This window comes from Luteimonas sp. Soil_C_5 (assembly GCF_057656615.1).
Genome location: NZ_JBDGKA010000001.1, coordinates 691795 through 716037, shown reverse-complemented (window position 1 = coordinate 716037; position 24243 = coordinate 691795). Strand labels below are relative to the sequence as shown.

At 68.5% G+C, this 24243-nt stretch carries 25 protein-coding genes; 8 read left to right on the top strand and 17 right to left on the bottom strand.

Features of this window, described 5'->3' with window-relative positions:
* Nucleotides 1–25 precede the first annotated feature (25 nt).
* Both AC3A5K_RS03510 and AC3A5K_RS03505 read left to right on the top strand, forming a co-directional pair.
* Nucleotides 26–1093 (top strand): D-hexose-6-phosphate mutarotase, encoded by a 1068-nt coding sequence (locus AC3A5K_RS03510; RefSeq protein ID WP_487616107.1) that lies wholly within the window; start codon nucleotides 26–28, stop codon nucleotides 1091–1093.
* Nucleotides 1094–1599: 506 nt separating this feature from the next.
* Nucleotides 1600–3729 (top strand): M13 family metallopeptidase, encoded by a 2130-nt coding sequence (locus AC3A5K_RS03505; RefSeq protein ID WP_487616106.1) that lies wholly within the window; start codon nucleotides 1600–1602, stop codon nucleotides 3727–3729.
* 94 nt (nucleotides 3730–3823) lie between these two features.
* On the opposite strand, the gene AC3A5K_RS03500 is transcribed toward AC3A5K_RS03505, so the two are convergent.
* The 10 genes from AC3A5K_RS03500 to AC3A5K_RS03455 all read right to left on the bottom strand — a co-directional run bounded on the left by AC3A5K_RS03500 (nucleotide 3824) and on the right by AC3A5K_RS03455 (nucleotide 12551).
* Nucleotides 3824–4234, bottom strand: a complete 411-nt coding sequence (locus AC3A5K_RS03500; protein WP_487616105.1) for an OsmC family protein — start codon at nucleotides 4232–4234, stop codon at nucleotides 3824–3826.
* A gap of 135 nt (nucleotides 4235–4369) precedes the next feature.
* Entirely contained in the window at nucleotides 4370–5971 is a 1602-nt protein-coding gene (locus AC3A5K_RS03495) for an AbgT family transporter (RefSeq protein ID WP_487616104.1), read from the bottom strand.
* Between the two features lie 85 nt (nucleotides 5972–6056).
* Complete coding sequence (locus AC3A5K_RS03490) at nucleotides 6057–7883, bottom strand: DUF885 domain-containing protein (protein ID WP_487616103.1); 1827 nt, start codon at nucleotides 7881–7883, stop codon at nucleotides 6057–6059.
* A 66-nt stretch (nucleotides 7884–7949) separates the two neighbouring features.
* Nucleotides 7950–8549, bottom strand: coding sequence for a nitroreductase family protein (locus AC3A5K_RS03485; protein WP_487616102.1), 600 nt, complete (start codon nucleotides 8547–8549; stop codon nucleotides 7950–7952).
* A 194-nt stretch (nucleotides 8550–8743) separates the two neighbouring features.
* Nucleotides 8744–9109 carry a glycine zipper 2TM domain-containing protein gene (locus AC3A5K_RS03480; protein WP_487616101.1) on the bottom strand — a complete coding sequence of 122 codons (366 nt, stop codon included), beginning with the start codon at nucleotides 9107–9109 and terminating at the stop codon, nucleotides 8744–8746.
* Between the two features lie 131 nt (nucleotides 9110–9240).
* Nucleotides 9241–10041: an SDR family oxidoreductase gene (locus AC3A5K_RS03475; RefSeq protein WP_487616100.1), complete on the bottom strand. Its 801-nt coding sequence runs from the start codon at nucleotides 10039–10041 to the stop codon at nucleotides 9241–9243.
* A gap of 84 nt (nucleotides 10042–10125) precedes the next feature.
* Nucleotides 10126–10365 carry a hypothetical protein gene (locus tag AC3A5K_RS03470; RefSeq protein ID WP_487616099.1) on the bottom strand — a complete coding sequence of 80 codons (240 nt, stop codon included), beginning with the start codon at nucleotides 10363–10365 and terminating at the stop codon, nucleotides 10126–10128.
* A gap of 13 nt (nucleotides 10366–10378) precedes the next feature.
* Nucleotides 10379–10684, bottom strand: coding sequence for a YkgJ family cysteine cluster protein (locus AC3A5K_RS03465; protein ID WP_487616098.1), 306 nt, complete (start codon nucleotides 10682–10684; stop codon nucleotides 10379–10381).
* Nucleotides 10681–11346, bottom strand: a complete 666-nt coding sequence (locus AC3A5K_RS03460) for a class I SAM-dependent methyltransferase (protein ID WP_487616097.1) — start codon at nucleotides 11344–11346, stop codon at nucleotides 10681–10683. The genes AC3A5K_RS03465 and AC3A5K_RS03460 overlap by 4 nt, the downstream gene beginning before the upstream one ends.
* 158 nt (nucleotides 11347–11504) lie before the next feature.
* Nucleotides 11505–12551: an ROK family protein gene (locus AC3A5K_RS03455; RefSeq protein WP_487616096.1), complete on the bottom strand. Its 1047-nt coding sequence runs from the start codon at nucleotides 12549–12551 to the stop codon at nucleotides 11505–11507.
* A 108-nt stretch (nucleotides 12552–12659) separates the two neighbouring features.
* Between AC3A5K_RS03455 and AC3A5K_RS03450 the strand changes: the two genes are divergently transcribed.
* From AC3A5K_RS03450 to AC3A5K_RS03435, 4 genes are all read left to right on the top strand, one after another.
* On the top strand, nucleotides 12660–13316 hold the full coding sequence (locus AC3A5K_RS03450; protein WP_487616095.1) for a DUF998 domain-containing protein: 657 nt from the start codon (nucleotides 12660–12662) through the stop codon (nucleotides 13314–13316).
* Between the two features lie 97 nt (nucleotides 13317–13413).
* Entirely contained in the window at nucleotides 13414–13590 is a 177-nt protein-coding gene (locus AC3A5K_RS03445; RefSeq protein WP_394000035.1) for a DUF1328 domain-containing protein, read from the top strand.
* Nucleotides 13591–13733: 143 nt separating this feature from the next.
* Nucleotides 13734–13979: a DUF2789 domain-containing protein gene (locus AC3A5K_RS03440; RefSeq protein WP_487616094.1), complete on the top strand. Its 246-nt coding sequence runs from the start codon at nucleotides 13734–13736 to the stop codon at nucleotides 13977–13979.
* Between the two features lie 35 nt (nucleotides 13980–14014).
* Nucleotides 14015–15352: an amidohydrolase family protein gene (locus tag AC3A5K_RS03435; RefSeq protein WP_487616093.1), complete on the top strand. Its 1338-nt coding sequence runs from the start codon at nucleotides 14015–14017 to the stop codon at nucleotides 15350–15352.
* A 53-nt stretch (nucleotides 15353–15405) separates the two neighbouring features.
* On the opposite strand, the gene AC3A5K_RS03430 is transcribed toward AC3A5K_RS03435, so the two are convergent.
* The 5 genes from AC3A5K_RS03430 to AC3A5K_RS03410 all read right to left on the bottom strand — a co-directional run bounded on the left by AC3A5K_RS03430 (nucleotide 15406) and on the right by AC3A5K_RS03410 (nucleotide 21600).
* Nucleotides 15406–16710 (bottom strand): short-chain fatty acid transporter, encoded by a 1305-nt coding sequence (locus AC3A5K_RS03430; protein ID WP_487616092.1) that lies wholly within the window; start codon nucleotides 16708–16710, stop codon nucleotides 15406–15408.
* A gap of 192 nt (nucleotides 16711–16902) precedes the next feature.
* The gene (locus tag AC3A5K_RS03425; protein ID WP_487616091.1) at nucleotides 16903–17313 is read right to left on the bottom strand and encodes an MliC family protein; all 411 of its coding nucleotides are present in this window, start codon (nucleotides 17311–17313) and stop codon (nucleotides 16903–16905) included.
* Nucleotides 17314–17407: 94 nt separating this feature from the next.
* On the bottom strand, nucleotides 17408–17827 hold the full coding sequence (locus tag AC3A5K_RS03420; protein ID WP_487616090.1) for an MliC family protein: 420 nt from the start codon (nucleotides 17825–17827) through the stop codon (nucleotides 17408–17410).
* Nucleotides 17828–17992: 165 nt separating this feature from the next.
* Nucleotides 17993–20335, bottom strand: coding sequence for a glucosylglycerol-phosphate synthase (gene ggpS, locus AC3A5K_RS03415; RefSeq protein ID WP_487616089.1), 2343 nt, complete (start codon nucleotides 20333–20335; stop codon nucleotides 17993–17995).
* Complete coding sequence (locus AC3A5K_RS03410) at nucleotides 20332–21600, bottom strand: MFS transporter (protein WP_487616308.1); 1269 nt, start codon at nucleotides 21598–21600, stop codon at nucleotides 20332–20334. Before AC3A5K_RS03410 ends, ggpS begins: the two co-directional genes overlap by 4 nt.
* A gap of 212 nt (nucleotides 21601–21812) precedes the next feature.
* On the opposite strand from AC3A5K_RS03410, the gene AC3A5K_RS03405 reads away from it, so the two are divergent.
* On the top strand, nucleotides 21813–22391 hold the full coding sequence (locus AC3A5K_RS03405) for a hypothetical protein (protein ID WP_487616088.1): 579 nt from the start codon (nucleotides 21813–21815) through the stop codon (nucleotides 22389–22391).
* A complete protein-coding gene (locus tag AC3A5K_RS03400; protein ID WP_487616087.1) occupies nucleotides 22388–22588 on the top strand; it encodes a hypothetical protein in 201 nt (66 codons plus the stop codon). The genes AC3A5K_RS03405 and AC3A5K_RS03400 overlap by 4 nt, the downstream gene beginning before the upstream one ends.
* Nucleotides 22589–22856: 268 nt before the next feature.
* Here AC3A5K_RS03400 and AC3A5K_RS03395 read toward each other — a convergent pair whose 3' ends face one another.
* A complete protein-coding gene (locus AC3A5K_RS03395) occupies nucleotides 22857–23144 on the bottom strand; it encodes a DUF3247 family protein (protein ID WP_487616086.1) in 288 nt (95 codons plus the stop codon).
* A 60-nt stretch (nucleotides 23145–23204) separates the two neighbouring features.
* Complete coding sequence (locus AC3A5K_RS03390; protein WP_487616085.1) at nucleotides 23205–23924, bottom strand: Crp/Fnr family transcriptional regulator; 720 nt, start codon at nucleotides 23922–23924, stop codon at nucleotides 23205–23207.
* Nucleotides 23925–24243 lie beyond the last annotated feature (319 nt).

The window sequence follows — 24243 nt, the reverse complement described above, 5'->3', positions numbered from 1 at the left end:
GCGCCGGTTTCCCACGAGCCCTGCCATGCACCGTGCCGTCCGCCTGCTGCTGCCCTGTCTGATCGCCGCGCTCGCTGGTTGCGCTGCTGCCCGGCCGAACACCACGCCTCCGAAGACCGATGCCATGACCGAATCCGCAGCCATCACCGAAACCCGTTTCACCACGCCTGCGCGCTACGCCGAAGAAGTCACCGCTGCCGGCGCGCCCGCGGCAGCGACGGCTGCGCCCGATGTGGACGGCGTGCGGATCGGCAGCTTCGCCGGCTATCCGGCGGTGCTGGTCGAAACGGCCGACGCGCGCGCGGCCATCGCATTGCATGGCGGCCATCTGCTGTCCTATGTGCCGACCGGCGGCGAAGACCTGCTGTGGCTGTCGCCGCGCCTGGCCGATGCACCGGCCGCGATCCGCGGCGGCGTGCCGGTGATCTGGCCGTTCTTCGGCCGCCAGGGCCAGAGCAACGAGGTGCCCTCGCACGGCTTCGTGCGCACGGTGCGCTGGCAGCTCGTCGACGCCGCGCGCGAGGCCGACGGCAGCGTGGCGCTGACGCTGGCGCCCCCGACCTATGCCGATCTCGGTCTGGCGCTGCGCATGCATCTGCGCATCGGTGGCACGCTCGAGCAGACGCTCGAAACCACCAACACCGGTGACGCCCCGGTCGCGTTCACGCAGGCGCTGCACAGCTATTTCCGCGTGTCGGACGTGGCCGGCGTCCAGCTCGAAGGCGTCGACGGGCTGCAGTTTCTCGACAAGAACGATGGCTACGCGCCTCACACCCAGACCGGGGACTGGACGCTGGACGATGCGCGCGATCCCGGGCGCAGCGACTACATCTACGCCGATGCCGGTGGCCGTTATCGCCTCGACGACCCCGGTCTCCACCGGCGCATCGAACTCGTGACCTCGGGCAGCCGGTCTCTCGTGGTGTGGAATCCGGGCGAGGCTTCGGCCGAGCGCAGCAGCGATATGAACGACGGCGCCTGGCGCGGTTTCCTGTGCCTTGAAGCCGCGAACGCGGGACCTGACGTCGTCCGTCTCGCACCGGGACAGACGCACGTTCTGACCCAGCGCGTTCGCGTGCTCGCGCGCGACTGATCCCACGCAGCCGCGGATGCGTTGCGTGTCGGGCGGGTGGGGTCGAACCCGAACGTCATGCGGCGTTCGTCGCTGCGACACCGCAGTGCCGTGAGGCGTCGCAAGCCGGGTTCCCGACCGGTGCCGCATGCGCGTCACGCATGACCACAACCGGCCACGACGACGCTTGCGGGCGGCGTGCGCAGGCAGAGGGGTCGCATGGGCCCATCGGCGAGCAGGATCGCGCCCGCAGCCGCATGCGCCTTGCCGGATGTGGCCACACACCACGCACCACCGGTGCGATCTCCCCTGCATCGGCGTTCCTGCGCACGACGACCGGTCGTGTGGCGAACGCGAAACCCCGGAATTCCGGTGTCAAACCGCAATGAACCCGCGATCGCCGCAGCCGCGAGTGCCATTGGTTGGGTGTGCGGCGAAGCGATGCGTCCACCCGGCCCGGTATGCTGGGCGACCGGTTTCGCGTGCAACTGCGACACCGGCCTGACACGACATTCCGGAGATCGACCTTGAAGAAGACCCTGCTGTCCGCGGCCACGGCCGTCGCGCTGACGATGGCGGCCTCGTCCGCCGTTGCCCACGACCATGACCACGCCTGTCTCGATGACCTGTGCCAGCTGCAGACGCTGTTCCAGGCCGAGTCCGGCACCAGCGGCGGCAGCGCCGACGCGCCGATCGCCGCACAGCGCATGGGCAGCTGGGGCATCGACACCGCCGGTATGGACACCAGCGTCCGCCCGGGCGAGGACTTCTTCCGCTACGTCAGCGGCACCTGGGCCGACACCACCGAGATTCCGTCGGACAAGTCGAGCTACGGCGCGTTCCTGATCCTGCGCGACCTGTCCGAGGCGCGCGTGCGCCAGCTGGTCGAAAGCTACGACGCTGCCGACACCGCGCACGCCGACCGCGCCAAGGTCGCGACGCTGCACGCGGGCTTCATGGACCAGGCCGCGATCGAAGCGCTCGGCGCGCAGCCGCTGGCGCCGAAGCTCGCCGCGATCCGCGCAGCCGGTGACCATGCCGCGCTGGCGACGCTGATGGGCGAGAGCCACGGCGGATTCGGCCGCAGCTTCTTCAGCGTCGGCGTCTCCGACGACCAGCGCGATCCCGACCGCTACACGCTGTACATGAGCCAGTCGGGCCTCGGCCTCGGCGATCGCGAGATGTACCTGCGCGAGAACTTCGCGCCGCAGCGCGAGCGTTACCAGGCCTACATCGCGCAGATCCTCGAGCTGTCCGGCTGGGACAACCCGCAGCAGAACGCCGAAGCCATCCTCGCGCTGGAAACCAAGATCGCCGACGCGCACTGGACGCGCGCCGAAAGCCGCGACCGCGACAAGACCTACAACCCGGTCGAACTGTCCGCATTCGAGACCACCGCGCCGGGCTTCCCGTGGGCCACGTTCTTCGAGGCCGCCGGCGTGACCCAGGCGCCGCGCGCCGTCGTCCGCCAGGACACCGCGATTCCGAAGATGGCGGCGATCTTCGCCGACACCGACGTCGCCACGCTGCAGGCCTGGCAGGCGTTCCACACCGCCGACAACGCGGCGCCGCTGCTGTCGAAGGCGTTCGAGGACGCGAACTTCGAGTTCCGCAACAAGTTCCTGTCCGGCCAACCGGAGCAGCGTGAGCGCTGGAAGCGCAGCATCTCGTTCGCCGAGAACGCGATGGGCGAGGCGATCGGCCGCGATTACGTCGAGCTGTATTTCCCGGCCGACGCCAAGGCCAAGATGGACGAGCTGGTCGCCAACGTGAAGGTGGCGATGGGCGCGCGTCTGGACCAGCTGGACTGGATGGGTGACGACACCAAGCGCGAAGCCCACGCCAAGCTGGAGAACTTCGGCCTGAAGATCGGTCATCCGGACGAGTGGCGCGATTACAGCGGCCTCGACGTGCAGGCCGGCGACGTGTTCGGCAATGCCGAGCGTTCGATGGCGTTCGAGTGGGACTTCCGCCGCGCGCGCATCGGCCAGCCGGTCGACAAGGCCGAGTGGGGCATGACCCCGCAGACCGTCAACGCCTACTACTCGCCGGTCAAGAACGAGATCGTGTTCCCGGCCGCGATCCTGCAGCCGCCGTTCTTCGATCCCGATGCGGATCCCGCGGTCAACTACGGCGCCATCGGCGGCGTGATCGGCCACGAGATCATCCACGGCTTCGACGACCAGGGCCGCAAGTCCGACGGCAAGGGTCTGCTGCGTGACTGGTGGACGGCCGACGACGCTGCGAAGTTCGAAGCCCAGGCCGCCAAGCTCGGCGCCCAGTACGAGGCCTACGAGTTCCCGCAGCTGCCGGGCATGCACATCAACGGCCGCGTGGCGATGGGCGAGAACATCGGCGACCTGGGTGGCCTGACGATCGCGCTCGAAGCCTACCGCCGCTCGCTCGACGGCAAGCCGGCACCCGAGATCGACGGCTTCAGCGGCGAGCAGCGCCTGTTCATGGGCTGGGGCCAGGTGTGGCGCACCCTGTGGCGCGACGACGCGCTGCGTCAGCAGCTGGTCAACGGCACGCACTCGCCGGGCCACATCCGCGCGTTCGCACCGCTGCGCAACATCGACGCCTGGTACGACGCGTTCGGTGTGACCGAGCAGGATGCGCTGTGGGTGGCACCGGAAGACCGCGTGCGGATCTGGTAATCCCGGCGCGTTATTGATCGACGGAAAGGGCCGGGATTTCCCGGCCCTTTTCTGTTGTGGGCAACAACGCGCAAGGACAAGCGCGGATGCGGGTTCAAGCGGTCAACGCGCTCGCGATCCGCACCTCGCCGGTCAGCAGCTTGTGGATCGGGCAGACATTGGCGATCTGCAGCAGGCGCTCGCGCTGGTCTGCATCGAGCGGACCGCGCAGGGTGATCGTGCGCGCGATGTCGGTTCCGGCCGCAGGCTTGCCGTCGGGATCTAGTGCAAGCTCGACCTCGACCCCCTCCAGCGGCCACTGCTTGCGCGCGGCGTACATGCGCAGCGTGATCGCGGTGCAGGCGCCGAGGGCCGAGAGCAGCAACTGGTCGGGCGTCGGGCCGGTATCGCCACCGCCCAGCGCTGCGGGCTCGTCGGCGTGCCAGAGATGGCCTGCGCCGTCCTCCAGCGCGACGCGGTAATCGTCTCTGGTGGTGCTGGCGGTGAGGCGGGCGCGTGCGGTCATGGATTGGGTCTCCTGTCGGACGGCCGCCGTGGCCGTCATGCCCGCAGCCTGCCACGCCGCGCACCAGGCCGCCGGCGGGCAGCGCCACCAGGGGCGCTGCCGCGCTTGATCCTGCGTGCCTTCAGAAGACGTCGATCAACCGGGGGTGTAGTAGGTCGGCGCACCCGGTCCGACCGGCAGCCCCAGTGCGAACACCCAGATGAAGAAGAGCAGCGTCCAGCCGACGAAGAACACGATCGAGTAGGGCAGCATCATCGCGATCAGCGTGCCCACGCCGAGGTCGCGTTTGTAGCGCGCGGCAAAGGCCATGATCAGCCCGAAGTAACTCATCATCGGCGTGATCACGTTGGTCACCGAATCGCCGATGCGGTACGCCGCCTGGATCACTTCCGGGCTGTAGCCGATCAGCATCAGCATGGGCACGAAGATCGGCGCGGTCACCGCCCATTGCGCCGACGCCGAGCCCAGCGACAGATTGATGATCGCGCAGATCACGATGAAGGCCAGGAACACCAGCGGCCCGGTGAGCCCGATCGTCTGGAGCAGATTCGAACCCAGCACCGCCATCACCTGACCCAGCTGGCTCCAGTTGAAGAACGCGACGAACTGCGCGGCGAAAAACACCAGCACGATGTACAGGCCCATCGTCGACATCGATTTCGCCATCGCATCGATGACGTCGCGGTCGGTGCGCATGGTGCCGACGATGCGGCCGTAGATGATGCCGGGAATCGCGAAGAACACCGCGACCAGCACCACGATGCCGGTCAGGAACGGACGCAGGCTGCCCAGCGTGTCGTCGATACCGGGCATGCGCAGCGGACCGCCGCTGGGGATGACCAGCGCCGCGATCACCGCAGCGACGAGCAGTGCGCTCAGGCCGGCCCAGCCCAGTGCACGGCGCTCGAGCGCATCCAGCGGCGCCATACTGACCGGCTCGGCGTCCGGATCGAGCTGGGTGGCATCGTAGGGACCGAGCTTGGGTTCGACGATGTAAGTGGTGACCCACCATCCGAGGCCGGTCACCACAAATGTGCTGACGATCATGAAGTACCAATTGACTGCCGCATGCACCTCGTAGCCGGGATCGATCAGGCGCGCCGCTTCCTGGGTGATGCCGGCCAGCAGCGGGTCGACCGTGCCGATCAGCAGGTTCGCGCTGTAGCCGCCGGACACGCCGGCGAATGCCGCTGCAAGACCCGCGAGTGGATGCCGGCCCAGCGCGTGGAAGATCGCCGCGGCCAGCGGAATCACCACGACGTAGCCCATTTCGGACGCGGTGTTCGACAGCACCGCAGCGAACACGATGACCACGGTCACCAGGTTCTTCGGCGCGCCCAGCACGAGCTGTTTGATCGCGGCCGTCAGCAGGCCCGAGCGCTCGGCGATGCCGACGCCGAGCATCGCGACCAGCACCGTGCCCAGCGGCACGAAGCCGGTGAAGTTGGTCACGAGACCCGTGACGATGCGGCGCAGCCCCTCGGCATCGAGCAGGCTGATGACGTGGATGATCCCGTCAGCGGAGCGGCCGGCCGTGCCTTCGGGCCGTGGATCCGGCACCGAGACACCGTAGTACCCCAGTACACCCGACAGCAGCAGGATCAGACCCGACAGCAATGCGAACAGCGTCACCGGATGCGGCAGCAGATTGCCGAGCCATTCGACGACGTTGAGCAGACGCGTGACCGCGCTGCGCGGAGGAGGGGATGAGGGACCTGCCGCCTTCGATGGGGTCATCGTGCCTGCCGTTGCGAGTGGCCGGCCAGTCTAACAAGCGCGGCGGACGTGCCCGGTGCGACACCGGTGCACGTCCGCCTCAGCCTCAACCCGCTTTGGCGGAGGCCTGCGCGATGAAGGCGTCGACCTCGCGCTCCAGCAGTTCCAGCGGCACCACGCCGGTCAGCAGCACGCGGTTGTGGAAGGCGCGCGGATCGAAACGCTCGCCGAGCGCATCGCGGGCCTTGTCGCGCAGACGGATGATCTCGAGCTGGCCGATCATGTACGACGTCGCCTGGCCGGGCATGACGACATAGCGGTCGACCTCCGACGCGGGAATGCCGTAGTCGATCGCCTGCTGGCGCGTCCAGCGCATCGCGTGCAGGCCGGTGTCGACGACCAGGCGGCGCGCGCGGAACAGTTCGGCGTCCAGCTGGCCGAGACGGCCTTCGGCGTCGCCTTCATACCAGCCTTCCTCGGCCGCCAGGCGTTCGGCGTACAGCGCCCAGCCTTCGCTGAAGGCGGAGATGCCGCCCAGCGCACGCACCTGGCGGAACTTCGGCAGCTTGTCGTTCTCGACCGACAGCGCGACCTGGAAGTGATGCCCCGGCACGGTCTCGTGGTAGACCAGCGTGCGCAGGCCGAAACGGGTCAGCCGGTCCGGACGCAGCGGCATCTGGTAGACGCCGGGACGCGAACCGTCGAGCGGCGGCGCGGTGTAGCTGGCAGCGGCGCTGGCCCAGCGGTACTCGGGATAGGGCTGCGCGATCACCGCCGCCTTCGGGCGGATGTCGAACAGCGCATCGGCGCGGCGTTCGGCATCGCGCATCATCGTGTCGATGTCGGCCATGATCGCGGCGCGGCCGGTGTCGTCGTTGCTGTAGGCCAGATTCTTGCGCAGCTGCGCCGCGCGCACTTCGACGCTGCCGTCGGTGCGACCGAGCGAACGCAGGATCGTGTCCATCTCGGCTTCGATGCGCGCCACTTCGCGCAGGCCGATCGCGTGGATCTCTTCGGCGCCCAGACGGGTCGAGGTGAAGCGCCGCAGATGGTAGGCGTAGGCCTCGGCGCCGTCGTCGAAGCGCCACAGGCCGGCGTCGTCGGTGGCGCGCGGTTGCTGCGCTTCCAGTTCGGCGATCGCGCGCGTCCACGCGGGATACACGCCGGCCTGCACGGTCTGCGTGGCCTGGGCGACCAGCGCCTCACGCGCAGCCGCGTCCAGCGTGTCCACCGACTGCAGACGTTCGGCGAACGTGGTCACCAGCGGATTGCGCGCGGCCGGCGCATCGATGAACTGGCGCATCTGCGCGATGGTCGCGGTCAGGATGAAACGCGGCGGCAGGATGTCGCGGGTCGCCAGTGCGTGCGCACGTGCGGTCGCCTCGTCCATGCGTGCTTCGAACTGGCCCAGCCGCGCGAGATAGCTCTGGGCATCGTCCGCGCTGCGCACCGGGTGCACAACCGTCATCAGGTTCGGCAGGCCGACGTTGGCGCCGCTGAACTGCTGCAGCGGGAATCCGTAATCGTCGTAGCGGTCGCCTTCGATGAAGCTGCGCAGCTGCCAGTCCATCAGCTCGGCCGAGACACGCTCGACATCGCCCATCGAGGCGCGATCGAACCGCGCGAGTTCGGCCACGCCACGCTCGGCCAGGGCCAGCGTGTCGCGACGGAACGCCTCGGTCTGCGGGGTCAGCTGGCGATCCATCTCGACCTGCACCGCACCGTCGAAATAGCGGCTCGCGGTCGAGGCGCTCGGCTGGCGGCGCATCCAGTCGTCGGTGAATCCATCGAAGAATGCCGAGACCGGCGTCGCCGCCGTCGCGTTCGCTGCATGGGCCGGCGCGTGCGCGGGCGATGTCGAGGCGCAGCCGGCGAACAGCAGGCTGCCGGCAAGCGCGAGGGCGAGCGGGGCGATGCGGGGTCGATGGATCACGGAAACTCCGGAGCGGTGGCAGGGCCTGCGATTCTACGCAGGCGCCACCACCGGCTGGAGCCGGCTTCAGCCGTGGACGCGGAAGCGCGTCGCGTCGTCGATGTAGGTCTTCGGGCCGATCGGCGCTTCGTGCGAGCCGAACGGCATCTGCGCGCGCAGGCGCCAGCTGGCCGGCAGATCCCATTCGCGTGCGACGGCTGCGTCCGGCAGCGGGTTGTAGTGCTGCAGGCTGGCGCCGATGTTCGCATCGGCCAGCGCAGTCCATACCGCGTACTGCGCGATGCCGGTCGCGTGCTCGGACCATACCGGGAAGTTGTCCGCGTACAGCGGGAACTTCGCCTGCAGGTCCGCCACCACGTCCTGGTCTTCGTAGAACAGCACCGTGCCGGCACCTGCGGCGAAGCCGTCGATCTTGGTTTCGGTCTGGGCGAAGGCATCGGCCGGCACCACCTCGCGCAGCGCGTCCTTGACGAAGTTCCAGAACGTCCGGCTCTGCGCGCCGTAGAGGATCACCGCGCGCGAGCTCTGCGAATTGAACGACGACGGGCTTTCACGCACGGCCTCCTGGATCAGCGCCGTCACCTCGTCCTGGGGGGCGGGCAGGGTCGGGCCGAGGCTGTACTGGGTACGGCGGCGGCGGGCCGTCTCGAGAAATGCGTTGGACATCTGGGGCTCCAGTGGTGGCCGATGGTCGGCGAAGCGGTGATTCTGCATTGGTGACGCACGTGGAACGATGGCGCTTGGCGGGAAGCATCGTTGCGTCAAATGCTTTTGTTCAGCGTGCGTGGCGTCCGGGCGCGCATGAAAAAGCCGCCGCGAATGACCGCGGCGGCTGGTTTTACGAGACCGCTGCTGGGAGGTCAGCGATAGACGCGATCGCAACGCGTCTCGACGACGCGGTCGCCGCGCGCTTCCTGACGGTTGCCCTGGACGTTGCGACCGATCGCGCCACCGGCCACTGCGCCGCCGACCGTGGCGATCTTGCGACCGCTGCCGCTGCCGATCTGGTTGCCGACGAGACCCCCGATCACCGCACCTGCGGCCGTGCCGCCGACACGGTTGGGATCGGATGCGCTGCGGCGCGCTTCGACGTCCTGGCAGACCACGCGGCTGCCGTCATTGAAGCGGCGGCCTTCATCCTGCGGGCCATAGGACTGTGCATGCGCGACGCCGGTCGCGAGCGTAGCCAAGGCGCCGACGAAGGCGAGTGTGCGGATCGAATTCATGGGAAGTGCTCCTCGCGGATGACGTGGAGGCGATGCTGTCAGTGGAGATGGCAAGCGCCCATGAAATCCGGACGACGGCAGATCCGCGATTCAGGTGCGGGCCCGGAGCGTGAGCGCCATGTCGTCGCGCTTCAGGCGTACTGCATCTTGCGGCCCATGCCGCCGTCGACCACGAAGGTCTGGCCGGTGATGAAGCCGGAGGCGGGGCCCAGCAGATGCACGGCCAGCGCGCCGATGTCGTCCGGGCGTCCTGCGCGCCCGGCGGGATGCTGCGCGTGGTCGCGCCGCGAGAGCGCAGGCGTGCGGCGCGCGGCGGGTTTGCGCCAGTCGTCGGTGACGATCCAGCCGGGCGCGATCGCGTTGACGCGGACCGCCGGGCCCTCGCTGATCGCGAGTGCATGGGTCAGCGCGACCAGACCGCCCTTGGCCGCGGCATAGGGTTCGGTGTGCGGTTCGGATTGCAGGGCGCGGCTGGACGTGATGTTGACGATCGCGCCACCGCGTTCGCGCAGGGCGGGCAGGCCATGCTTGCAGCACAGGAAGGCGCCGGTCAGGTGGGCATCGATGAACCGGCGCCACTCCGACAGCGGCAGCGAGGCGAGGTCGTCGACCGTCGGCGCAGCAGGACCGGCGTTGTTGACCAGTCCATCCAGCCGTCCGAACCGAACGAGGGCCTTGTCGATGAAGCTGCGCACCGATGCCTCACGCGCGACGTCGAGCGGTGCGAACCATGCGCGGTCGTCCACCTGCCACTCGGCGATGCAGGCGCGTCCGGCATCGCGGTCGAGATCGCCGATGGCGACGCGGCCGCCGGCGCCGAGCACGGCCTGGGCGATGCCGCGGCCGATGCCCTGCGCGCCGCCGGTGATCACCACCACGCGGTCGCGCAGCGGCAGCGCGTCATGCGCTTCGATCGCAGGGGTCAATGACATCGGCAGTGCTCCAGCAGGCGGCAGCACAGTGTCGGGCGCGCGACATCCACGCGCCGTCGTCGACGCGCGGGTGCCCACAGAACGTCAGCGGCTGCCGCGTCCCGGCCCGGCCGGCGCGGGCACATCCGGCGCGTTCTCGTCGAGGCGGGTGAGGGTGCGCGTGGTGCCGAGCACCTCGATGTTGCCGCCGCCGCTGTGGAAGCGCGCCATGTCCTCGGCGATGCGTTCGCTGGTCATCGACGACGCACGTTCGGTCGCGGTGCGCGCGCCCGCGAACAGGTGCCGGGTGCCTCCGCCCTGGGTGGGCTTCTTCGGACTCGTCATGCCATGCGCTCCATCAGTACATCGTTAGTGGGATGCCGCGTTCGCCGAGGTCTTTGTATTCGGCGCGTATGTCGAGGCAATACGGACCGCCCATCGCAAACCGGCGACAGACGTCGGGCCGTGATTCGTAGATCGAGCAGCACATGCGGGCGGCATCGATCGCCACGCACCAGCCCTCGTCATCGCGCGCCATCACCTGCAGGCCCGCGTCGGTGACATCGGTGAAGCGCGCCGGCACGTTGTCGCCCGCTTGCAGGACGACGGTCAGGCGGCAGCAGACGGCGTCGCAGCGTGCGCAGAGGTCGGGGCCATCACTCACGCGGCGGCACCCGTGCGCCGGTAGCGCAGCACGCGTCCGCGCGGGGCGACATCGCCATCGCCGTCCAGTGCGGCCCGGGTTTCGGTGGCGTCGAAACCCTGCGTGGCGAGCAGGCGTCCGAAGGCCGCGCTATGGCCGCGACCGGGATCGGTGATCAGCACTTCGGCTGCAGGCCTGGCATGACGCGCGACCACACCGGCCAGCAGCGTCGCGTGGCCGCGTTCGTACAGCACGTCGGCAGCGATGATCAGATCGAACGTGCCCAGCGACTCCAGCGGCGCATCCCAGCTCAGATGCCGGTAGTGCACCGCTTCCATCGCGTTGAGCGCCGAGTTGTAGGCTAGAAAGGATCCGGCCAGCGGATGCATGTCCGATGCGACGACGTCCGCGCCGCGGCGCTGCAGCACCAGACTCGACAGCCCGATGCCGCAGCCGATCTCGAGAATGCGTCGGCCTGCGATGGCGATGTCGTCGACGACTTCGGCCAGCAGGCGACCCGACGGCCACAGATGGCCGAACAGCGGCCACTGCGCCGACGAAATGCCCATGCGCGTGCCGAGGCCATCGGGATCGGCGTACTGCTGGAGATCGGCCAGCATCCGCAGGCGATAAGGACGGTCGCCGATACGGACGGTGGAAACGAGAGTGGAATAACCGGGCACGGCACTTCCTTCGGGAGCGTTGCCCTGACGGGCGGTCACGCATGGAGGGAAGCGAAGCGGCGACGGCTCAGGTCGCGCGGGCGCGCGGTTCGGGTGTCAATCGAGCATCGAGCATACCACCGGGACTCGAAGGCCCCGGAGCGGACGATTCCAGCGGTTCAGCGCGGCAGGTTGGTGTAGCTGGCGTTGCCGAGGCCGGTGCCGATGGTCAGCACGCCCCAGCGCCGGACCGACTGCATGCGCGGACGTTCGCTCAGGCCCTGGACCACGGCGTCGTTGTGCAGGCACACGCGGGGCATCTGACGCCCGATGCGATCGAGCCGCGCGCCCAGCGCATCCGCGACGCGGAAGTCACCCGCCTCCCAGTCGCCCGGCAGATTCTGCGCGCCGTGCGCGATGCGACCGTCGTGCAGGATCTCGCCGGGGCAGGCGATACCCACGAACGGCGCCAGCCGCAGCCCCAGCGTGCGGGCGTGGGCGATCAGCCCGTTGAGCATCGCGGCCATGCGCGTCAGCGCCGCATCCCGGTCGGGCGTGTCGTCGGCATGGCGCCATTGCGAGCGTTCCAGCACCGTGGCGCGACTGCCGTCGTCGCGCTGATCGAGGCGGGGCGCGACGATGCCGCAGCGGATGTTGGTGCCGCCGATGTCGACGGCCAGAAAGGCGTCCGCGCGCAGCGCGTGCGCCGGTGCCAGTGGGACCCAGCCGAGCAGACCGGCATCGTCGCCATCGTGGCGCAGCAACGACAGGTCGACACCGGCGCGTCCGAGCTTGAGCAGGCGCGCGGCGCGCCGCACCGACAGTGCGCCCGCTCGACTGCCCGGAAAGCCGCCGCCGATGACGATCCGTTTGACACCGGCCCAGTCGTCCTGCGACAGGAAGCAGCGCACGACATCCGCCAGACGCTCGGCGTGGTCCTCGATCGCGGCATGCACCAGATGCGCGGCATCGGCATCGCCGCCGATCAGCACGAGATCCAGATCGCGCTTGGAGATGGCGTGCGTCGGCGTGCGGCCGAACGGATCGCGATCGCCGGTGAAGTGCTGGCGCCTGCGCTCGTCCAGCAGGGCCCGGAACGCGGTCTGGCTGGCGCGGTCGCCGATGAATCCTTCGCCGTCGGGCTCGCGAAGCGGCAGGTTGCAGCTGTCGACGCGTACGCCGGGCAGTCGGGTCGCGGCGTGGCGGACGCGGGCGTCACGTGTCATGGGCGGTCGGGCAGTGGCGTTGGCCGCATCGTGCATGGCGGATCGTCGGGCGACGTGACGGCGCCGCGTGGGTAGCATGGCGGGCCCTCGTGTCCGCGCCGCCGCGTCATGTCCTCCGCTCCGATTTCCACCGAAAGTCACGACCGGCGTGTCTCGCATCGCTGGGCCGCCGCGGCGTTCGCCGCGCTGGGCGCATTCGTCGCGAGTGCGTTCGTGCTGCATCTGCGCCGGCCCGAGCTCGATCCCGTGCACAGCCAGATGAGCCTGTATCTGATCGGCACTTGGGGGCCCCTGCTGCAGGCTGCCTACGTGATGCTGTCGATCGGCATGATCGCGCTGGCCATCGGCCTGCGGCATGCGCTGCACCCGCAGGCGCGCAGCGCCGCGCCCTTGCTGCTGTTCGTGCTGGGCGGCGTGTCCCTGATCACGACGGCCTATGCCTGGATGGATCTGCCGGGCGTGGACCGCTCGTTCGAAGGACTGGTCCACGGCATCTCGGCGCAGGGCGCGTTTCTCTTCTCCACGACGGGCATGGTGCTGCAGGCATTGCGTTTCCGCGTCGATCCCGCGTGGCGCGTGGTGGCTGCGTGGGCGCTGCCGTGGGCCACGGTGTGCTTCGCATCGATCTGGGTCCTCGCCGCCTGGCGGGACGCGCCGCGGGGTCTGGCGCAGAAAACGGTGATCGCCCTGATCGTGGCGTGGCTGGCGTGCGTGTCGATCGCCTTGTGGCGACGCACGCGACGCATCGAATCCACGGTGCGTTGACGTCTGCATTCACGCTGGCAGCACCGCAGCGGTTCCAGACTTCGGGCCGAAGACGCGCCGCAGCCTGCGCCGCATCGAACGCTTTCAGGAGACCAACATGATCAAGTGGGCCATCATTTTCGCCGTCATCGGCCTCATTGCCGGCGCGCTCGGCTTCAGCGGCGTGGCCGGTGCTTCCATGGGCATCGCACAGTTCCTGTTCTGGGCCGCGATCATCATCGCCGTGATCCTGTTCGTGCTGGGCCTGACGGTCGCCAAGAAAGTCGTCCGCTAGTCGCGGATCACGCTGTACTTCGACGCCGTCCGCGCGCTGCGCGGGCGGCGTTTTCATGTGTGGAACGGAGCGCGCAACGCGTCTCCAGGCTGCGTTGACGTCGGGGGCGTTAGGCTCGAGCCACACACTCCGAAGGAAACATCATGGATCAGACCGTGCATCCGTTCTCCGAGCTGTTCGCCCAGCTGGGCCTGCCCGACGACGAAGCGTCCATCCGCACCTTCATCGCCACCCACGCGCCGCTGCCCGCGGACACGCGGCTGGAAGAAGCGCCGTTCTGGTCCGATGCCCAGGCCCAGCTGCTGCGTGAGGAGCGGATCGAGGATGCCGACTGGATCGTGGTGATCGACCAGCTCAACGTCGCGTTGCACGCGACGCCGGACGCATGAGGGCACTGTTCGCCGCCGCGGCTCTGGCCTGCGCCGTGGCCCCTGCATGCGCGCGCGATGCCGCAGTGCAGAGTACGCCCCAGGCCACGTCGACATTCGCGTTCGTCGATGTCGACGTGCTGCCGATGGATCGCGATATACGTCTGTCGGCGCAGACGGTGGTTGTGCGCGACGGCCGCATCGTGGCGATGGGTGCGGCCGACGATACACAGGTGCCCGATGACGCCACGCGCATCGACGGTGCAGGGCATGTCCTGATGCCCGGTCTTGCCGAGATGCACGGTCATGTGCCGGGCAGTGACGATCCGGTCTATGTCGAAGACACCCTGGCGCTGTATCTCGCCAACGGTGTCACCCTGGTGCGCAACATGTCGGGCGATGTCTCGCATCCCGCGTTACGTGCACGGATCGCGTCGGGCGAGGTCGACGGTCCCACGCTGGTGGTCGCCAGCCCGTGGCTGCGCAGCGAAGATGCCGATGCCGTTGCGCAGGACGTGCGCGATCACCATGCCGCGGGTTTCGACCTGATCAAGCTGGGCAGCATTCCGGCCGACACCTATCCGCGCATGGTGGCGACCGCGCAGTCGCTCGGGATTCCGTTCGCCGGGCACATTCCCGAAGGCGTGCCGCTGGAGACGGCGCTCGATGCGAAGCAGGCGTCGATCGACCATCTGGACCGCTACGTCGAATTTCTCGTGCCGCCCGGTACCGATATGGGCGGACGCGAGGCCGGCTGGTTCGGCAGCGGCTGGGTGCACCGGGTCGACCGTGGGCGGATCGACGAGGCCGTGGCGCGTACGCGCGATGCCGGCACCTGGAACGTGCCGACGCTGACCCTGGTCGAGCACATGGCCTCGCCCGAGCCGGCCGAGACGATGCTGCAGTGGCCCGAGATGCGCTACATGCCGACGTCGGTGCGCGAACGCTGGCGCCGTGCGAAGCAGGAGTACGCCGCGCGCGAGACCTTCCAGCCCGACGCCGCGGCGGCGCTGGTCGATCTGCGACGCGACCTGCTGAAGGCGCTGCACGAGGGCGGCGCGCCGATCGTGCTCGGCTCCGACGCGCCGCAGTTCTTCAACGTGCCGGGCTATTCGATCCATCGCGAGATGGCGATGATGCAGGCCGCCGGACTGAGCCCTTACGAGGTGCTGGTGACCGGCACCCGCAACGCGGCCGCAGCGCTCGGTACGCCGGATGCCTTCGGCACGGTGGCTGTGGGCCGGCGCGCGGATCTGGTGCTGCTGGCCGGTGATCCACGCGAGGATCTCGTCCATGCCGCCACACCGGTTGGCGTGATGGCGGCCGGACGCTGGTGGCCGCGGGCCGAACTCGACGCGCGCCTCGAGACGATCGCCGAGCGCCACGCGGACTGATCGCGTTGGAACTTGCCGCCGTCGCGCCACACCCGGGCGCGACGGCGGCGGCGTCACACGAGCAGGAACACCAGGCCGATGATCACGCCCGATGCGAACAGCAGCATCAGGCAGTAGCCCATGATGTCCTTGATCTTCAGGCCGGCGATCGCCAGCAGCGGCAGCGCGAAGAACGGTTGCAGCATGCTGGTCCAGGCATCGCCCCAGGCCACCGCCATCGCCACGCGCGGCAGATCCGCGCCCAGCGCCTGCGCGGCCGGAATCATCACCGGCGCCTGCACCGCCCACTGACCGCCACCCGACGGCACGAACATGTTGATCAGGCCGGCCGACAGGAAGGTCCAGAACGGCAGGCTGTCGGCGCTGGCGAAGGACACGAACCATTCCGACATCGTCGTCGCGAGGCCCGAGCCGACGAGGATCGCCATGATGCCGGCGTAGAACGGGAACTGGATCACGATGCCCGCGCCGCCCTTGATCGCTTCCTGCAGCGCGGCCAGCAGACGCGCCGGCGTGCGATGCAGCACGATGCCCAGCATCAGGAAGCCGTAGTTGACGATGTTGAGGTTGAGCCCGCCGCCGGCGATGAAGTGATCGGCGAGGAACACCAGACCGGCCACGCCGACCGCGACCGACAGCACCCAGCCGTGTTCGATCCGGTCGGCAGGCGAGGCGTCGTCGGCGAGTGTCGGCGGCTCCGGATCGTCCGGCGGCGTGAACAGCACGGTGTCCTGTTCGGACGGCGTCATCGCCCGGTTGATCAGCGGAATCGCGATCACCAGCAGGGCGATGATCAACAGGTTGAACGGTGCGAACAGCGTCTCGGCGGTCGGGATCAGGCCGATCGCCTCCTGCATGAAATGGCCTTCGGTCGCAATCGTCAGCGGGATCGAACCCGACAGGCCGCCGTGCCAGACGATGAAGCCGGAATACGCGCTGGCGACCAGCAGGCGGTAATCGACGCGCACATGGCGCGCGACCTCGCGTGCGAACAGCGCGCCGATGACGAGGCCGAATCCCCAGTTGATCCAGTTCGCTGCCATTGCAACCAGGGTCACGACCACGATCGCGTTGCGCGGTGTCCGGCAGCGGGACGCGAGCCAGGTCAGCCCGCGTTTGACCGGCGGCGTCTTGGCCAGAATGAAGCCGGTCACCAGCACCAGCAGCATCTGCATCGAGAAGCCGAGCAGCTCCCAGAAGCCCGTGCCCCAGTAACGCACCAGTTCAAGCGGGGAGGTCTGTTCGATCGCGAAGGCAGCGATGAAAGCCAGCGCGGTGAAGATCAAGACGAAGACGTAGGCGTCGGGCAGATAACGTTCGACCAGTCGAACGGACAGGCGCGTGGCGCGCTGGAACATGGAGGACACCGGGTCGCAACGGCGGCCCAGCGTAACGGCATCGGCGCGCGATGCCTGCTAGACGATGGTCGGTCGATGCGGTGGATGCCCGGTTTCAAACACTATTCTGCGGATTCCGGACCGCATTGCCACGACATCAGCGCGCAGAAACGCCCTGGCCACGCGTCACGCGCAGCCAGGGCGATCAAGGTTTCAGAGGGGCGCTGCGGGCGATCCCGTGCAGCTGCGGTCTGGCTGGTCTGGACGCATCAGCAGCGCATCCGAATTGCCCCGGGTCCACAACACGTTGCCGGCACCGTCGGTGTACTTGGCGCCGGACGCGGCTTCTTCGGTCTGCATGACCAGCGTGACGCCGTCGACCGACACGGTGGCCTGGTTGCGGCCGTCGAACGAGGCGTCGACCGGCGTGCCCTCGCAGTCGTAATGGATCACCTGCGGCATCGGCGCCGCATCGGTGCTGGGCGTTTCGGGATCCGGCGGCGTTTCGCCGCTTGCACTGCCCGCAGGGTCGGGCGCGGTTGCATCGGGTGGCGCCTCGGCGGGTGAACATGCGATCAGCGCACAGCCGATCGCGGCGACGAGGATGGGTGAATGCCAGCGCATGGGTCGTCTCCTTGCCTTGGTGGGACCGGAATCGACGCGGGGAGCCCGAGCTTAAAGCGGCCGCCGTGGAGGCGCAGCCTCCACCCGGTGGGGCTCAGTAGACGCGGTGGCAGTTGCGCTCGTGGTCGCCCACCAGGGTGAGCCGCGCTTCGTCTTCGGCATGCGCCCAGAAGCGGTTGCCTTCGGCATCGACGTACATCGCGCCGGATCCGGCGTCCTCGCGATCCAGCGACAGCGTGGCGCCGTCGACGACGAACTTCGCGAGGGTGTCGTCGTTCTCGTAGGCGACGGTGATACGGATGCCTTCGCAGTCGAAGTCCAGCGTGGACGAGGGCTCGGATGCGGCTTCGCGCGCGGCGAGCGAACCGCTGACCGGCGCTTCTTCCGGCTCGACGGGCACTGCAGCCGGTGCCGGTGCGATCGGCGCGGCGGCCGGTTCGGCAGGCGGTTCGTTGCTGCAGGCGCCGAGCGCGAGCGCGGTCAACAGGGCGGTCAGAAGGGGGGCTGCGCGCATGGCGGTGTCCTCGTCTTGGAATTCGGATCGGTCCGGCAGGCCGGACGCCACACGTTAGGTGGCCACCCGTGAACATCGGGTGGCGCGAGGTGCCTGCGGCGCATCGCATCTGCAACGCCGTGAATGCAGCAGGGCCGTCACGTCACGGCCCTGCAGATGCATCGATCAGGCGGCGAGTCCGCGCACCGCGTATCGATGCTGGCCGGCGCCGCTGCCGGCGGTCTCGACGGCGGCGAGGAAATCGCGGCCCCAGCGTTCGACGTCGTAGTAGTGGACGATGTCGAACAGCTGACGCTGGCGGCCGACGGCCTCGTGTTCCGGCATCGACAGCGCCTGGCGCAAGCCGGCGACCAGATCGGTCAGATCGTGCGGATTGGTCAGCACCGCGCCCTTGAGTTCGGCGGCGGCGCCGGCGAATTCCGACAGCACCAGCGTGCCCGAGGAGCCTTCGATGCCCTGCGCGGCGACGAATTCCTTGGCGACCAGATTCAGGCCATCGCGCAGCGGCGTGATCCACATGATGTCGGCGGCCGCGTAGTGCGCCAGCACCTCCTCGAACGGCAGGCCGCGCGCGAAGAAGCGCACGGGCGTCCAGTCGAGCATCGCGTAGCGGCCGTTGATGCGGCCGACCGCCTGCTCGATCTGCGTCTGCAGTTCCCGGTAGACGGTCATCTCCTTCGCCGCCGGCACGCACACCATCAGCAGATTGACCTTGCCGCGCAGATCCGGCTGCTCGGTCAGCAGACGCTCGAACGCGAGCAGTTTCTCCAGCGTGCCCTTGGTGTAGTCGAGTCGTTCGACCGACAGCACCAGCTTGCGACCGGAGAACTCGCGACGGATCTGCTCGAGCCGCACGCGCACGCGCGGGTGCGCCAGGCCGGTTTCGATGCGCTTGATGTCGGTGCCGACCGGATGCGCGCCCAGACCGACGACGCGATCGCCGACGCGGATGCGTGTCGTGGTCTCGTCCAGGCCGACCGCACACCCGTAGGTCAGAAAGCGCGGCGCGCAGCCTTCGCGTTCCAGCACTTCGGTCGGCATCGCACCGCGCACCACGTCGACGAAGTTCTCGACCTGGCGCGGAATGTGGAAGCCGATGTAGTCGCACTGCATCAGGCTGCCAAGGATCTCGCGGCGCCACGGCACCACGTTGAACACGTCGGCCGAGGGGAAATAGGTGTGGTGGAAGAACGCGATGCGCACGTCCGGGCGCAGCTCGCGCAGGTAGGCCGGCACCATCCACAGGTTGTAGTCGTGCAGCCACACGGTCGCGCCGGGCGCGGCTTCGGCCGCAGTGGCCTCGGCGAACTTGCGGTTGACGCGCAGGTAGATGTTCCAGTCGTCCTCGCTGAAGCGCGCGCGCTCCCAGAACGTGTGCAGCATCGGCCAGAAGGCTTCTTTCGAAAACCGCTTGTAGAACGCGTCGACCTCGGTCTGGCTCAGCGGCACGCGGGCGACGGTGAGGTCCGGATACGCATCGGGATCGACCGGCGTGCGCGTCTCGAACTTGCCGAGCTTGGGGTCGTCGATGCTCCATGCGACCCACGAGCCTTTCTGGCCGCCGCCGAAGAAGCCGAGCAGGCTCGGGATGATGCCGTTGGGCGAGGTCGGGCGCCGGCGCTTGCGCTGGCCGTCCTCCACGTATTCCTCGTACGGCAGGCGGTGATAGACCATCACCAGATCCGACTGGCCGGTGGTGCGCTCGATCGTCTGGCGCAGATAGGGATCGTCGGATTCGAGCAGATCGAAGTGCGTGATCGCCTCGAGAATGCCGCCGCAGCCCGGCGCCTGCGCCTGGAACACGTTCGACAGCTGGTCGGTGGCCTTGACGAGTGCGGGCTCGGATTCCCCCACGCACACGCCCTGGAATCCGGAGGTGTACATCGACAGATCGTTGAGCGTGTCGCCGGCGACGAGTACGCGATCGCGCGGCAACTCCAGATGATCGGCGAGGGCGGCCAGCGTGCGGCCCTTGTCGGTATCGGGCGGCAGGATGTCGAGATAGCGGTCGGCCGAATACAGCACCGAGCAGCCGAGCTTGCGTGCGGTGGCCTCGATGTCGCCACGGATGCCGGCCAGCGCGTCGGGCTCGCAGAAATAGGAACAGCGACGCTCCTGCGGCACGTCCTGGCGCACGAGACCGGTGAAGCCGGCCATCGCATCGGCCACCGCGCGCTCACCCGGCCAGCGACGGTCGATGCGCGTCTGCAAGGGCTGGATCGGCTGCAGGGTGTGGCCGTCGACGACGGTGCCGCCGACATCGCAGATCACGTAGTCGGGACGCGGCAGGCTGGGATCGGACAGCAGCGGCATGACGGCTTCGAGGCCGCGGCCGGTGACGAAGGTCAGGCGGATCTCGGGATGGCGGTCGACCAGGCGGTAGAGCTGCTGGCGATGCGCGGGGGATCCGGCGAGGAAGGTGCCGTCGAGGTCGGTCGCGAGCATCAGTCGCGGCACGAACGGGGTATTGGCGGGGGTGAGGTCGGGTGTGGTGGTGTCTTGAGTCAACGTGGGTCCTTGTGGTGTGGATCGGAAAGGTCGGGGCCCTCGGGTGCGGGGCCGGTTTCGGGCAACAGTTCGAGTGCGGACGGGGTGGTGCGCAGCATCGGGTGGAAGACGGACGGATGGTCGCGGTCGCGCTGACGGATCAGGCGACGGCCCGCGGCGATGATCGCCAGCGCGCCAAGCACGATCGCGAACGAGGCGGGCAGGGCGGACGGCCCGAAGCGCACCATCGCCGCACCTGCGAGCGCCGGGCCGATCGCCGAGCCGACACCGTTGAGCAGCAGCAGGCTCGAGCAGCCCGACAGCGTGTCCTCGACCGGCAGATGGTCGAGCAGATGCGCGACGCACAGCGGATAGATCGCGAACGCCACGCCGCCGAACAGAAAGAACAGGCCGAACAGCGCGAAATGCGACCGGTCGGCGGCGAACATCATCGCCACGCCGATCACGGCCGCGATCGCGCAGATGATCGCGAGCGTGGTGCGGCGATCGCCGCGATCCGAGGCGCGACCAATCGGCCATTGCAGCAGTGCGCCGCCGAGGATCGTCGCGCTCATCAGCGCGGCGATGCCCTGTAGATCGAGACCGAGCCCGGTGGCGTAGACCGCGCCCATGCCCCAGAAGCCGCCCATCGCCAGGCCTGCCAGCAGCGAGCCGGTTGCTGCGGCCGGCGCCGCGCGCCACAGCGCCGCGAGTGCGAGCCGCGGGACGGCCGGCAGCGTGGGCTGCACCATGCGGCTGGCGACGACCGGCAACGCGGCGACGCAGATGAAGATCGCGACGACGCTGAAGAGCACGAACGTCGACGGATCCATGAAGCTGATGAACCACTGGCCGGCGGCCAGCGCCAGCAGATTCACTGCCATGTAGACCGCGAACACCTGGCTGCGCTTATCCGGCGGCGCCTGCACGTTGAGCCAGCTTTCGATCACCGTGTACAGGCCCACAAGGCCGACGCCGGTCAGCACGCGCAGCGCGCCCCAGGCCCAGGGATTCACGAACACCGGATGCAGCAGGATCGCCGCGGCGACCAGCGCCGAGTAGAACGCGAAGGCGCGGATGTGGCCGATCCGCTGGATCAGCCCGGGCGCCAGATAGGTGCCGAGAAAGAAGCCGACGAAGTAGCCCGACATGATCAGGCCCATCGTCTGGTCGTCGAAGTTCTCGATCCGGCCGCGCACCGCCAGCAGGGTGCCGAGCAGGCCACTGCCCATCAGCAGCAGGGCGACGCCGGCGAACAGCGCGGCGAGATTACGGACGACTGGAATGACGGACCTCCGGCAAGATCAGCGAAGGTCCGGAATTATAACATATTGAATATGCTGGATATTTTCACCGGGTATCGACGCCGCGCGACGATGTTGCGCTGCAGCGGAAACCGCAACGCAATCATGCGCTTGCGGCGGTTTCCGAACCGGATGACCAAAAATGAACACGCGTCCGGCGATGCTGTCGCGACGCCGCTCCGAGGACACCTGCCATGCGAATCCACCCGGTCCATCTGCTGCTGCCTGCCGCATTGCTGCTGGCCGCCTGCCAACCCGACATTGCGCCCGGCAGCGCCACCGCGCCTGCGACACCAGCACCGGATGCGACTGCGCCGGCTGCGGGCAGCGACGACGACGTGGTCGTGTCGACCAACGAACCGTTCTGGCAGGCCACTGTCGAGGGCGACACGGTGATCCTGCGCGGCATCGACACGACGGAACGCCGCCTCACCGGCGCACGCGCATCGATGACCGCCGATGGCCGGCGTATCGACGCATCGGATGCGGAGGGCTCGTTGGTATTGATCGTGCGCCGGATGCGCTGCGAGGACGACATGTCTGGCGCGCGCTTCCCGATGACCGGCCTGCTGACGATCGATGGCCGCGGCCCGTTCCGCGGCTGCGCGCGGCCTGCATCGATGCCGGTGCCCCGGCCGCCCGAAGAGATTGGTGCGCAGGCGCCCGGACGGATACCGGACGCGTTCGTCGGCCGCTGGGATGCCGATGCCGAGGCGTGCGCGCAGCCTGAGACAGCAGCGATATGGGCCTGGTGGTCGCAGCGGACCGCTTGACCTTCCACGAAAGCCTCGCAACGCCGACCGTGATCGAACCGCTGGACGCGGATGCCGTGCGCGTCGTTGCCGATTACGAGGGCGAAGGCCAGCAGTGGTCGACCGAACAGACCCTGCGGTTGACCGAAGGTGGCGATCGTCTGGTCATCGAAGGTGCCGAGCAGGACGGGGTGAGCCGGGTGCGCTGCGCGGAGTGAGGTCCTGCGCGCCGGCCGCTGCATCCCAGCCTGCGCTGCGCGAGCGGCTGGAGACAACGGACGGTCTTGAACGGGCACGGCGTTTTTCGCGTCCGGTGGCTCCCCAGCTCGCAGCGTCCGGAATCGAGTCGTCCTCCCGCAACGCGATGCCGCATGCGGCGGGTACGCATCGCGCGTCTGCGTCGCGAATCTGCCGGCTCACAGCTGTGCGTGATGTCGAACGATCAGCAGCGATCGGCCCCGCAACTTGCGGGGCCGGGCAACACGATCAGCTCTCGATGAGCCGCTCGATCCCGACGATCTCGCCGACCCATACGAAGTGCGGCACGTCGGGCGCCGCCAGATCGTCCAGACGCAAACGCGCGTTGTGGCCTTCACTGCCGTCGGTGTCCCGGAAGACCTCGAGTGTCGGCCGCGCGGAGACCACGCCGTCGATCCGCGCGCCGTTGTCGAGCGTCACCCGCACGCGCGCCTCGTCATCGAGTTGGGCAATGCGCTGTTCGATCCGGTCGAGATCGTCGCGGCTGGTGTGGAGGCGGGGCGGTGTCTGGCTCATGACGGGCATCCGGGCGGGCCGTCAGGGTGCCGCCCGGTCGGCCAAGGCCGGGTGATGGCGTCAGCCTTCGGCTGCGGGGCGCAACAGCCGGTCGTACTCGCTGCGGATGCCCGCATAGCATTCGCAGGCGCGCGCCAGCAGCCCGTCGCGGCCGATCACCTGGATCAGACCGCGGCTGTAGCGGATGCAGCCTTCTTCCTGCAACCGGCGCGCCGCTTCGGTGATGCCTTCGCGGCGCACGCCAAGCAGATGCGCGATCTGCTCCTGGGTCATCTTGATTTCGGTCGACCCGATGCGGTCGTTGACCAGCAGCAGCCAGCGCGAGAGCTGGCGATCGACCGTGTGATGGCGGTTGCAGACGCCGGTCATCGCGGTCTGGGTCAGCAGGGCCTGCATGTAGCGCAGCAGGATGTGCTGGAACGCGCCGCCGCGCTGGAACTCGCGGAGCGCGACTTCGGAGCGCAGGGCCAGCGCTTCGCCGCCGACCTGCACGACTGCCCGCAGCGGCACGGAGCGCGCGCCAGCGACCAGTCCGATGCCCACAACGCCTTCGTTGCCGACCATCGCGACTTCGCTGGTATCGCCGTTCTCCAGCGCATACATCAGCGACACGATGCCTTCGCGCGGGAAATACAGCGTCGACTGGGGCGCGCCTGCTTCATGCAGCACCTTCCCGGCCGGCAGTTCGACCAGATGCAACTCGTCGCCGAGACGACCGCAGCTGTCCTCGGGCAGGTCCTGAAGCAATCCGTTGTTAGGGGCCCAAGGCGCTTTCTTCATGATGCGTTCGCAGAGTCATCACAGTTGAATCCGACCGTGAATTCTCGCGGCTGAATGCGGTGTCGTATGTGCGGAAGCGCGCATACAGGTCCCTGACTGGGAACCGCGATTGTCTGCTGATCGATCCATATCGGCATCCTGCCATCCTCCGTTTTCGGCGTGTTTTGCGGCTTTTCAGGACGAATCGCGCGTCGACGCGCATGTGTGAACGTCGAGGAAATAGCCGCGTCGACACGGATGCCGACGTGCAACTGCCGGATGCACTCCGGCAACCTCCATCTTGCGCCTGCTCGAGACCGCGATGACGGCGGCATGCTGA